At 56.0% G+C, this 11,201-nt stretch carries 10 protein-coding genes; 1 reads left to right on the top strand and 9 read right to left on the bottom strand.

Annotated features, from left to right (window positions below):
• Positions 1-248: 248 nt before the first annotated feature.
• The 8 genes from ilvC to miaA form a co-directional block, all read right to left on the bottom strand.
• Complete coding sequence (gene ilvC, locus FPY71_RS03860) at positions 249-1,268, bottom strand: ketol-acid reductoisomerase (RefSeq protein WP_149297785.1); 1,020 nt, start codon at positions 1,266-1,268, stop codon at positions 249-251.
• 34 nt (positions 1,269-1,302) lie between these two features.
• Positions 1,303-1,935 (bottom strand): TetR/AcrR family transcriptional regulator C-terminal domain-containing protein, encoded by a 633-nt coding sequence (locus FPY71_RS03855; protein WP_149297783.1) that lies wholly within the window; start codon positions 1,933-1,935, stop codon positions 1,303-1,305.
• Between the two features lie 207 nt (positions 1,936-2,142).
• Complete coding sequence (locus FPY71_RS03850; protein ID WP_149297781.1) at positions 2,143-2,889, bottom strand: pyridoxine 5'-phosphate synthase; 747 nt, start codon at positions 2,887-2,889, stop codon at positions 2,143-2,145.
• A gap of 9 nt (positions 2,890-2,898) precedes the next feature.
• Positions 2,899-4,026 carry an ATP-dependent DNA helicase gene (locus FPY71_RS03845; protein WP_149297779.1) on the bottom strand — a complete coding sequence of 376 codons (1,128 nt, stop codon included), beginning with the start codon at positions 4,024-4,026 and terminating at the stop codon, positions 2,899-2,901.
• Positions 4,027-4,063: 37 nt separating this feature from the next.
• Positions 4,064-4,657 carry a LysE family translocator gene (locus tag FPY71_RS03840; RefSeq protein ID WP_149297777.1) on the bottom strand — a complete coding sequence of 198 codons (594 nt, stop codon included), beginning with the start codon at positions 4,655-4,657 and terminating at the stop codon, positions 4,064-4,066.
• Positions 4,658-4,700: 43 nt separating this feature from the next.
• Positions 4,701-5,282, bottom strand: a complete 582-nt coding sequence (gene ilvN / locus FPY71_RS03835) for an acetolactate synthase small subunit (protein ID WP_149297775.1) — start codon at positions 5,280-5,282, stop codon at positions 4,701-4,703.
• 63 nt (positions 5,283-5,345) lie between these two features.
• Positions 5,346-7,103 (bottom strand): acetolactate synthase 3 large subunit, encoded by a 1,758-nt coding sequence (locus FPY71_RS03830; RefSeq protein ID WP_149298667.1) that lies wholly within the window; start codon positions 7,101-7,103, stop codon positions 5,346-5,348.
• 315 nt (positions 7,104-7,418) lie between these two features.
• A complete protein-coding gene (gene miaA, locus FPY71_RS03825) occupies positions 7,419-8,300 on the bottom strand; it encodes a tRNA (adenosine(37)-N6)-dimethylallyltransferase MiaA (RefSeq protein WP_149297773.1) in 882 nt (293 codons plus the stop codon).
• A gap of 23 nt (positions 8,301-8,323) precedes the next feature.
• Between miaA and serB the strand changes: the two genes are divergently transcribed.
• Positions 8,324-9,208, top strand: a complete 885-nt coding sequence (gene serB / locus FPY71_RS03820) for a phosphoserine phosphatase SerB (RefSeq protein WP_149297771.1) — start codon at positions 8,324-8,326, stop codon at positions 9,206-9,208.
• Between the two features lie 256 nt (positions 9,209-9,464).
• Here the strand turns inward: serB and FPY71_RS03815 are convergent, their stop codons facing one another.
• Positions 9,465-11,099: a Do family serine endopeptidase gene (locus tag FPY71_RS03815; protein ID WP_246160118.1), complete on the bottom strand. Its 1,635-nt coding sequence runs from the start codon at positions 11,097-11,099 to the stop codon at positions 9,465-9,467.
• Between the last annotated feature and the right edge of the window lie 102 nt (positions 11,100-11,201).

Here is an 11,201-nt window from a genome sequence, read left to right as displayed (position 1 = left end):
AAATACAGCATATAATTATTCGAATCAATTACACCCACCTTAACCCTGCGGACTTTCACGCAATATCCACGGCAAAAATCTGTCCTTCCCCGGCTTGCGCCGTTCAGGAAAAGATGAGTTGCAGAGTAAAAGGCCATGCGACTGCGCGTCTGGCGGCAAAACAAAAAACCCGCAGATCGTGTGATCTGCGGGTCTCGATGGACAGGCTCACCAGTGAGCGGTCAGGTGAGAACCTGACAGTGGCGATCCTAGTTGCGGTCTTTGTCGACCAGAGCGTTGGACTTGATCCACGGCATCATGCCGCGAAGACGAGCGCCAACTTCTTCAATCTGGTGTGTATCGTTCAAACGACGAATGCCTTTGAAACGAGCCGCACCGGAGCGATACTCCTGCATCCATTCCGAAGTGAACCGGCCTGACTGAATGTCCTGCAACACGCGCTTCATTTCAGCCTTGGTTTCAGCAGTGATGATGCGTGGCCCGCTGACATACTCACCCCATTCCGCTGTGTTGGAGATCGAGTAGTTCATGTTGGCGATGCCGCCTTCATAAATCAGGTCAACAATCAGCTTCACTTCATGCAAGCACTCGAAATATGCCATTTCCGGTGCGTATCCGGCCTCGACCAATGTTTCGAAGCCAGCGCGGATCAGCTCTACCAGACCACCGCAAAGCACAACCTGTTCACCGAAAAGATCGGTCTCACACTCTTCCTTGAAGTTGGTCTCGATGATGCCGGACCGGCCGCCGCCAACGCCACATGCATAGGAAAGCGCCAGTTCAAGCGCATTGCCGGAAGCGTTCTGGTGAACAGCGACCAGGCAAGGAACGCCGCCGCCCTTCTGGTATTCACCGCGCACTGTATGACCTGGGCCCTTAGGCGCAATCATCACCACATCGACGCTCGACTTTGGCTCAATCAGGCCAAAATGCACGTTGAGGCCGTGTGCAAACGCAATGGCGGCACCATCACGAATGTTGCCGGCAATTTCGTCACGATAAATGTCTGCCTGCAACTCATCCGGTGCAGCCATCATCAAAAGGTCGGCCCATGCGGCAGCTTCCGCCACAGTCATGACCTTGAAGCCGTCGGCTTCGGCCTTTTGTGCAGTTGCGGAGCCGGCGCGCAAGGCAACCGCAACTTCTCTTGCACCGCTGTCCTTCAGGTTCAGCGCATGGGCGCGGCCCTGGCTACCATAACCGACAATCGCGACCTTGCGGGATTTGATGAGATTGAGATCTGCATCCCGATCATAATAAACGCGCATTATTTGCCCTCCATTATATGGCTGTGCCGGCTTTCTAAAGCCGCACTTCTGTTGTTCCGAATAGTGTCAAAAACTGGCGGACTGCCGCTTTGGCATCCGCCTCAATGTCTTGAGCATTGGGTTTGAGTTGCTCGCCCAGAAGCAGCCGAATTTGCGTATCGCGCACGACAAGACCAAATAGCGTACCGAAAGCCGCATCCAGGCTTTCAAATTGCAAAAGGTCAAGACGCTGGCCCTTTTCCAAAAGGGCCGAAACCCGCCGCCGCACGGCAGAAGGTCCGTTTTCCAGCATGATTTCACCCAGGCCATGCTTGCCCGAGCCAGCCTGCCCAACGGCCAGACGATTCAAGGCCACAGAGTTGTCGCCATGAATGACGGCCAGCCAGTCACGCGCAAACACTTCCAGCGACAGAGAAAGCGACTTGCGATCCAGCTCTGCCTGCTGAAGTGAAACGCCGCGCACTTTTGAAGCCTGGCGCTGAACCATAGCCGCCAGCAATCCGTCACGGTCACCGAACCACTTGTACAATGTTTCTTTTGAGCAGCTTGCCTGACGTGCCACATCTGTCATGGTCGGTGCTTTACCAGTGGAAACCAGCAAATCCAGTGCTGCATCCAGCACCTCGCCTTGCCGATCGTTCCATTCTGTTTCGTGCCGTGGTGTCAAAGACCAATGCGCCTTTAGAAATTCGCCCGGCTTATCGCCGTAACGCTGGTTACGGTTATCGCTCTAGCGCATTTCCGGTATCGGCTGCAAGCCCCAAGAGCATTTCTCGTTCGTATGGAATGGTTTCAACGGCAAGACAGTGCTTCAAGAGAAGGCGTTGGATCGCTTCTGGTGGTCGAAGGGCCCTGAGATGGTCTGGAGACAATCTCATACACCGTTGAGACTTAAAGCCTTCAAAAAGCGGGCAACAGCCTGACCCATGCCGAACTCCAGCGCGTCTGCGGTTAAAGCATGGCCAATAGACACTTCTGCAATTTCCGGCAGGCGTCGAACCAGTGGCGGCAGGTTGGCAACGGTCAGATCATGCCCGGCATTGAGCGCCAGCCCCAGATCAAGCGCTGCCCTGCCCGCCCGTTCCAGATCATCCAGCGCCGATTCTGCTGCGGCTGAATCCGAATGGGTCGCGCCGTAAGGTCCGGTGTACAGTTCCAGCCGGTCTGCACCAAGCGCCGCCGCAAGTTCGAAACCCTTTGGATCCGGGTTTGCAAACAGCGAAACACGCACATTTTCTGCTTTCAACTGCGAGACAACGCGCTGGAGCAGATCAAAATCCGCCTCGAAATCCCAGCCATGGTCAGACGTTGGCTGCGCCGGATCATCCGGCACGAGCGTGACCTGATCCGCCCTGCCAGCCAAAGCCAGTTCCAGAAAGTCCGGTGTCGGATATCCCTCAATGTTGAACTCGGCACCAGGAAACTCGGCATCTATCATGGCACGAATTTCCGGCACATCAGAAAAGCGGATGTGGCGCTGGTCCGGCCTTGGATGCACGGTCAACCCGGCGGCGCCTGCGTTCAGGGCAATGCGGCCAATGCCGCTAACGCTGGGCCATGGCAGGTTGCGCCTGTTGCGAAGCATGGCAACAGCATTGATATTCACCGAAAGCACGGTCATCCGCTTCACCTATCTGACAATTGTCAGGCGCTCTGCCGCCCGGGTAATCGCAGTGTATAACCAGCGTTCCCGGGTATCACGAAAGGCATAGCTTTCATCGAACAACATGACGTCGTTCCATTGAGAGCCCTGCGCCTTGTGAACGGTCAACGCATAGCCATAGTCGAAATCGTCATAGCGCTTCTTTGTCGCCCACGGAATTTCAGTGTCCGGGTCTTCGAAAGCCGCTTTCAGCAGCTTTATCTTGGCCGCCCCCTGGTCAACATCGTCGTCATCCGGGCGGATGATCAGGTTGATTCCCGGCTTTACCGTTTCGCGGGATGCCGTCATAACCTGCCAGAGAGAGCCATTCAGCAGCCCTTTTGCCGGATCGTTTCGCAAGCAGACCAGCTTGTCACCGGAAATGGGCGTATCACCCTGAAAGCCCTTCAACTCACGCAGACGCATATTGTAGCGCCGCCGGGTCCGGTTGGTGCCGACAAGCACTTGGTCGGCGGCCAAAACACTTTCCTGCTCCACCTGTCTGCGGGTGATAACCCTGGCTGTGCCATAATCACCAAACTCGATATCCTGGCCTTCCCTCACCTTCAGGGCAAGGTCGATAATCGGATTGTCACGCGCCTGCCGGTGCACCTCGGTCAGCAGAAAATCCGGCTCCGCCTCGGTGAAAAAGCCGCCGCCGGAAACGGGTGGCAACTGGCCTGGATCTCCCAGAACCAGAACCGGCGTGCCGAAGCTTAAAAGGTCCCGCCCCAGCGCCTCATCCACCATGGAGCATTCATCAATAATAACCAGTTTGGCCTTGGCAATCGGGCTCTGGCGGTTGAGGGAGAACGAGGGTGATATCCGTGAGACACCGGTGGTTTCATCCTCCACGGTCTCCTCTCCCCGCGGACGGTAAATCAACGAGTGGATTGTGCGCGCGCTCTTTGCTCCTTTGGAGCGAAGCACCTGCGCGGCCTTGCCGGTAAAAGCGGCGAACTGCACCTGCCCCTCCACACCTTCGGCAAAAAAGCGGGCAAGCGTGGTTTTGCCGGTTCCGGCGTATCCAAACAGGCGAAACACCGGCTGGTCGCCGCGCTTGAGCCATTCGGCGACTCGCATCAGCGCCTGATCTTGCTGGGGAGAAAATTTCATATGCTTCGCGTCGCAGAAAAAGCCGGCATTCGCAAGGTCATGCGAGGATCAACCAGATTGTTGCCACCAGCAAAATCCCCATTGTGATGTTAAAGATGCGCAAGCGCAGCGGATTGGACAGAAACCCTCGGAGTGCCACGCCAAATCCGGCCCAGACCGCCACGCTCGGCATGTTGATCAACGTGAAGACCACAGCCACGATGAGCATGGAAACCATCGGGCGGTCCACGGTGACAAATGCGGCCATGCCAGCCAGCGCGATCATCCAGGCCTTCGGGTTCACCCATTGGAACGCCGCCGCCTGCCAGAATGTCAGCGGCCTTGCGGCCGCCTCGCTCTGCGAAAGGCTGTGTGAAAACGCAATTTTCCAGGCCAGATAAATCAGATAGGCCGCACTGGCGAACTTCATCGCCAGTTCAAGCCCGGGATAGGCCTTGATCAACGTTCCCAGCCCCAAGCCGATTGCCACCAGCAAGGCCAGAAACCCACCGGAAATACCAAGGATGTGCGGCACCGTCCGGCGAAAACCGAAGTTCACGCCAGAGGCCAGAAGCATCATGTTGTTTGGTCCCGGCGTGATGGAGGACGCCAGCGCAAAGCCCGACAATGCCAGCAGCATATCGAAGGACATCTTCGTCTCTCCGCTCAGAGTATTTTTCGTTAAAACGAAACCTCTAGTCCTCAATCACAGGATCGGTGCCGCGGCTCATCGCGGCCACTCCGGTGCGGCAAACTTCAACCAGCCCAAGTGGAGCCATGATCTGGATGAATTTTTCAATCTTGGAGCTCTTGCCAGTGATTTCAAAGACGAAATGCCCGGTATTGGAATCCACCACCTTGGCGCGGAATGCATCGGAAAGACGCAGCGCCTCCACGCGATTGTCGCCCAGGCCTGCAACCTTAACCAATGCCAGTTCCCGCTCGATTGGCCCATCTTCGCCCAAACCTTCTGCGGTCCGGGTCAGGTCAACCACCCGGTGAACAGGCACAATTCGGTCAAGCTGGCTGATCAGTTGCTCAATCACATGCGGTGCGCCGCGCGTCACAATTGTAATCCGAGACAAGTGCTTGGTGTGCTCGGTTTCCGAAACCGTCAGGCTTTCAATATTGTAGCCGCGTCCGGAAAACATGCCGATCACCCGCGCCAACACGCCTGGCTCATTATCCACCACGATGGATAATGTATGGGATTCGGTTTTTTCTTTCTCCTCGGAGAAGAAGTAAGCCGAGGCAGGCGGTTGTAGCGGAGTGTTCATAGCTTCACAAAACCCGGAAATGTTAACAAAATTGGCAATGGCGATTTTTCGGCGATAAATGCTTTAGACCAACGCCTTGCCCTTGGCGTCAATGGCATTGGCAACAGCTTCATCTGTCGCTTCATCCGGCAACAGCATTTCATTATGCGCCTTGCCGGAAGGAATCATCGGGAAGCAGTTTGCAAGATTGGCAACGCAGCAATCGAAAATCACCGGGCGGCGAACAGAAATCATTTCCTGAATTGCGCCATCCAGATCACCGGCCTTTTCCACGCGAAGACCAACTCCGCCAAAAGCTTCTGCCATTTTGACGAAATCGGGCAGCGCCTCGGAATAGGAATGAGACAGGCGGTTGCCGTGCAGCAATTGCTGCCACTGACGCACCATGCCCATATACTGGTTGTTGAGGATGAAGATCTTGATCGGCGCATCATACTGAACAGCGGCAGACATTTCCTGCATCGTCATCTGAACGGAAGCATCGCCCGCAATGTCGATCACCAGCGCATCAGGATGCGCAATCTGTACGCCCAGCGCCGCAGGCAGGCCGTAGCCCATGGTGCCCAGCCCGCCGGATGTCATCCAGCGATTGGGTTCTTCAAAGCCGTAGAACTGCGCCGCCCACATCTGATGCTGGCCAACTTCCGTGGTGATGTAGGTCTTGCGGTCCTTGGTCAACTCATACAACCGACGCACCGCGTGCTGCGGCATGATGATGTCGCCTTCCTGCTTGAATGCCAGGCAGTTGCGGGCTTTCCAGCGCGCAATCTGCTCCTGCCACTCGCCCAGCGCCTTTGCGTCGGAACGGGCCTTGGTTTCCTTCCAGATGGCAATCATCTCTCGCAGAACATGGGTCACATCACCGATGATCGGCAGGTCAACACGCACATTCTTGTTGATGGAGGAAGGATCAATATCGATCTGGATTTTTCTGGAATTGGGCGAAAACGCATCCAGACGACCAGTAATCCGGTCATCAAACCGGGCACCGATGCACAACATGACATCGCAATCATGCATTGCCAGATTGGCTTCATAGGTGCCGTGCATGCCCAGCATGCCCAGCCAGTTTTCCCCTGATGCCGGATATGCCCCCAAGCCCATCAAAGTGGATGTGATGGGAAAACCGGTCAATGCCACCAGTTCGCGCAGCAGTTTGGAAGCTTCCGGTCCGGAATTGATAACACCGCCACCGGTGTATAGAACCGGCCTTCGCGCATTTGCCAGCATTTCAACAGCAGCATGGATGCGCCGCCGGTCAGCCTCAACTCGTGGTTGGTAGCGCTCTTTCGCACGGCTCATCTGCGGCGGAATGTAGGTTCCGGTTGCAAACTGCACGTCCTTGGGAATGTCAACGACAACCGGGCCAGGCCGGCCGGATGTTGCGACATGAAAAGCCTCATGCAGGATCTCGGCGAGATCTTCCACATTCTTGACCAACCAGTTGTGCTTGGTGCAGGGGCGGGTGATGCCAACCGTATCGCACTCCTGAAAACCATCAGAGCCAATCAGGGTCGTGGGAACCTGACCGGAAATACAAACCAGCGGGATGGAGTCCATCAACGCATCCTGCAATGGCGTTACCGCATTGGTTGCCCCCGGCCCGGATGTGACCAGCATGACGCCAACCTTGCCGGTTGAACGCGCGTAGCCCTCTGCCGCATGCCCGGCGCCCTGCTCGTGTCGCACCAGAATATGCTCAACGCTGCTCTGCTGAAACAGGGCGTCGTAAATCGGCAGCACCGCGCCGCCGGGATATCCGAACAGATGCTCCACCCCATGGTCCTTCATGGCTTGAACCACCATTTCGGCTCCGGTCATTTTGCGGATCTGCGGGTTGGTTGTCATGTCGTCCATAGCTGTCTGCTCTTTGTTGGCGAACGGTCGGTTGTTCGGGCGCTTCGTTTTTCCAGAAATCAGGGCAATAAAAAAGGCCCTTCGAGGGGCCTGTCTTTCGCGCACACGTGGCATCAGCCGGACGGTCTATACCGCCTCGCGTGTGCGCCTTCGTACGAGAATGAGTACATTTGTCTTCATGGAGCGAGACGATATGCCCATGTTTGAGGTCAGTCAACACCGTTTTTTCAATCACATCGGGTAAAATGCAGGACTGCTTCCAACCAGAGCGATTTTACGTCATGTCACCATGCGTTCCCAGCTCTCATCAAACTGGTTGCGAAACCACGTTTCCTGCCGCTTCGCATATTGCCTTGTCCGGGTTATCGCCAGTTGCACGGCCTGTTCCAGCCTCGTTTCGCCGCGCGCATGCGCCAGCATTTCCCGAACACCAATTGCCAGCGCGGCAGAGTGATCCATAGCGCCGGGAACAGCGGCAAAATCCAGCGCCTCCTGCATGGCACCTTCCTGCATCATCCGTTCAAAGCGCACGGCTATGCGCTGCCTGAGCACGGCACGTTCCGGTACCAGAACAATTTTGCGCAAATGCCTGCCGGAAAGCAGGGCTCGTCCCGCACCGGCCTGAAGGGTGTCCAAAGCCTTGCCGCTTGTTCTGATCAGTTCCAGTGCCCGCAAAATTCGCTGACTGTCGCTGGCTTTGATGCGTTGCGCGGCAACAGCGTCCAGAAGCAAAAGTTCCTGATGCAGAGCCGCAGGCCCTCTTTCAGCCATTTGATCACGCAGGTCCTGGCGCAGCTCGGCAGGAATTTCCGGCATGTCATCCAGACCCTGGGTCAAAGCGCGGAAATAAAGCCCGGTCCCGCCAACAAAAATGGGCAGTTTTCCGCTGGTCAGCACCGATTCAAGCTCGTCTGCCGCCTGTCGCAGCCATATTCCAGTTGAATAAGGCTGCGTGGGGTCAGCATGGCCGTAGAGACGATGAGAAATTCCCTGCATTTCATCTGGCGAAGGGCGCGCTGTCAGAATCCGCAAGCCCGCATAGACCTGTATGGAATCTGCATTGATCACAACTCCGTCATGCGCCAGTGCCAGTTCCAGCGCCAGCTTCGACTTGCCGCTGGCGGTAGGCCCGGCTATCAGAACTGCATCAATCTGTTTCATATCGTTATGGTTGGGCTTTCGGAATGTATGTGATTACGTTGATCTCGGCACGCAATGACCCCAGAGTTTCACGCATTCTGGCCGAAGATGCACAAGACATCATTGGCGAAGCGCAATTGTTCTGGCTGGAAGCTGATACCGCTTGCGACCTCGTGACGGAAGAGGCCCCCACGCCGGAAGTGATCGAAAGATTGCAACGCCTGGCGCTGGGTGAAGCGGTGGACTGCATTATCCAGCCGGTTAAAGGGCGGCGGAAATCCATTCTCATTGCGGACATGGACTCCACCATGATTGACCAGGAGTGCATCGACGAACTGGCGGCAGAAATTGGTATCAAGGATCAGGTGGCGGCCATCACCGCACATGCGATGAATGGCGAGATTGCCTTTGAACCCGCGCTTCGCAAGCGCGTGGCTTTGTTAAAAGATCTGCCATCAAGCAAAATTGGCGACGTTATTGCCAACCGTATCACAATGGCTGCCGGCGGGCGTGAACTGGTGGCGACAATGCGGGCCAGCGGCGCATACACGGCGCTTGTTTCCGGTGGTTTCACTGCATTCACGAGCGTTATTGCAGAGCGCTTGGGCTTCCAGGAAAATCGCGCCAATCAGCTAAACGTTGACGGAGACAGGCTGGACGGAACGGTGGCGGAGCCGATTTTGGGAGCCGACGCCAAACTGAGCGCACTGCACGAGATAGCCAAAGCCAATGGCCTGACGGTGGAAGATGCGATTGCGGTGGGCGATGGTGCCAATGATCTGCCCATGATTTTGGCCGCTGGCACGGGCGTGGCATTGCACGCCAAGCCTGCGGTTGCTGCTCAGGCGCAGCATCGCATCAATTACGGAGATTTGACTGCGCTGCTGTTTCTGCAAGGTTACAGCGCACGCGACTTTGCAGCTGGATAGTGTCCAAAGCATTTCTCGTTGAAACGATTTCGTTTTCAACGGCAAGACAATGCGACAGAACAAAGAATTAGAGCGTTCCGGAGGATCGAAGATCAGAGGAAACGCTCTAAGCATTTCTCGTTGAAACGATCTCGTTTCAACCGCAAGACAATGCGACAGAACAAAGAATTAGAGCGTTCCGGATGATCGAAGATCAGAGGAATCGCTCTAAGCATTTCTCGTTGAAACGACTTCGTTCCAACGCCAAGACAATGCTTTAATCCAAAGGCACCACAACAAGCCGCAAATCGCCATTGCTGGATGCCACCAGCAACAGTGCGTTGCGGCGGCCATCCGCGTGCTGCTTCAACAGCTTTTCCCGAAGTTCATCCCCGGTCGACACAGGCTCCTGCCCCACCCGGCTGATAACCATACCAGCTTCAATACCTTTTTCAGCGGCGGCAGATTGCGGGTCCACTTCAGTTACAACAACACCAGTGACACTTTCTTCCAGCCCGTAGCGGGTGCGCAGCTCGTCAGACATATCTGCAAACCACATCCCAAGGGTCAGACCGGGTTGTGCTTCTGCTGCTTCAGGTTCGCCGGCTGGTTCTGAACCTTCACGATCTTCTTCGGTGGTCTGCAAAGACTTTTCGCCGTCTTCAAGCCGCCCCAGCTCGATTTCCACCTTCAGCTCGGTGGCTGGGGTTTCCAGATCAGGCTTGCGCAGAATGTCCAGCACCACCCGCTTGCCAACTTCGGTTTCAGCCACCATTCGTGGCAGATCGCGGGATGTGGGCACACGCCGGCCGTCGAAACGCACAATCACATCGCCAATCTCGATCTGACCAATATCAGTCGGTCCTTTGGGAATAATGCCCATGACAAGGGCGCCGTCCTCGTTGGGCAAACCCAGACCCTGTGCAATTTCCTCGGTCACTTCCTGCAGACGCAAGCCAAGCCAGCCACGGCGCGTTTCACCAAACTCACGCAGTTGGCCGATGACCGCCTCTGCCATCAGTGAAGGTATGGCAAAGCCAATGCCGATTGACCCTCCTGTGGGGGAGATGATCGCGGTATTGATACCAACGACCTTGCCATCCATGTCGAACAATGGCCCGCCGCTATTGCCGCGGTTGATGGCGGCATCTGTCTGGATGAAGTTGTCGTACGGGCCGGCATTGATGTTGCGACCGCGAGCGGAGACAATGCCAAGGGTGACAGTACCGCCCAAACCGAAAGGGTTGCCAATTGCCATCACCCAATCGCCAATTCGCACAGTATCGCTGTCGCCAAAATCCACAGACGCAAGCGGTCTGGACGGCTCAACTTTCAACACGGCAATGTCGGTTTTCAGGTCTGATCCAACAAGGGTCGCAGGCAATGATGAACCATCGGCAAAATTGGCGGTGATTTCATCCGCATCGCTGATAACGTGCTGGTTTGTGACAATAATTCCTGAAGGGTCGATCACAAATCCGGAGCCGAGTGACTGAACGCGACGAGCGCCCTGATTGCCGTCTCCTTTCAGAAGCTCGTCAAAAAATTCCTGCAGTGGAGAACCTGGAGGAGCGGAAAGCTCAGGCACTTGTGCTGAAGACCGGTCCACTCGCTGCGAAGTGGAAATGTTCACCACCGCGTCCAGCAATGGATCCGCCACGTCTGCAACGGAACCGGGTCCGCCATGGCTGCGCAATGGATTGTAGGTGCCAGCCGCTTCACCATTTGCCGGTGGGCGCTGCGGTGCAATCTGCTGGCCTTCGGCAGGCGGAGGAATAACGCCCTGCGCGGCCAGCGGCGCAATGGCAAAAAATGGCAAGGCGGCCATAAGGGCAACCAGCATTTTCCAGGAGGCAAAACCGCTTCGGAGTTGCTTTGACACAGATCCGGATCGGTGAAGAACAGAAGCCATTCGGTCTGGGTCCTTTGCGTGGAATGCTGATACCGGAATCAAAGACACTTTCACCCGTTTCTGCAGGGTGAAAGCGTCTTTATTTGGTTCAAGGCAGTTTCC

Origin of the sequence: Aureimonas fodinaquatilis, assembly GCF_008369445.1 — a bacterium.
Classification (GTDB): Bacteria; Pseudomonadota; Alphaproteobacteria; order Rhizobiales; family Rhizobiaceae; genus Aureimonas; species Aureimonas fodinaquatilis.
The sequence above is the reverse complement of the archived record's forward strand: the minus strand, read 5'-3'. Positions and strand labels throughout refer to the sequence as shown.

What these genes read in the sequence shown, in the direction of transcription:
- ilvC (WP_149297785.1), bottom strand. Translation starts at nt 1,268, where the DNA reads ATGCGCGTTTATTATGATCGGGATGCAGATCTCAATCTCATCAAATCC.
- ilvN (WP_149297775.1), bottom strand. Translation starts at nt 5,282, where the DNA reads ATGAACACTCCGCTACAACCGCCTGCCTCGGCTTACTTCTTCTCCGAG.
- FPY71_RS03840 (WP_149297777.1), bottom strand. Translation starts at nt 4,657, where the DNA reads ATGTCCTTCGATATGCTGCTGGCATTGTCGGGCTTTGCGCTGGCGTCC.
- miaA (WP_149297773.1), bottom strand. Translation starts at nt 8,300, where the DNA reads ATGAAACAGATTGATGCAGTTCTGATAGCCGGGCCTACCGCCAGCGGC.
- FPY71_RS03815 (WP_246160118.1), bottom strand. Translation starts at nt 11,099, where the DNA reads ATGGCTTCTGTTCTTCACCGATCCGGATCTGTGTCAAAGCAACTCCGA.
- FPY71_RS03850 (WP_149297781.1), bottom strand. Translation starts at nt 2,889, where the DNA reads ATGACCGTGCTTTCGGTGAATATCAATGCTGTTGCCATGCTTCGCAAC.
- FPY71_RS03845 (WP_149297779.1), bottom strand. Translation starts at nt 4,026, where the DNA reads ATGAAATTTTCTCCCCAGCAAGATCAGGCGCTGATGCGAGTCGCCGAA.
- serB (WP_149297771.1), top strand. Translation starts at nt 8,324, where the DNA reads ATGTATGTGATTACGTTGATCTCGGCACGCAATGACCCCAGAGTTTCA.
- FPY71_RS03830 (WP_149298667.1), bottom strand. Translation starts at nt 7,103, where the DNA reads ATGACCGGAGCCGAAATGGTGGTTCAAGCCATGAAGGACCATGGGGTG.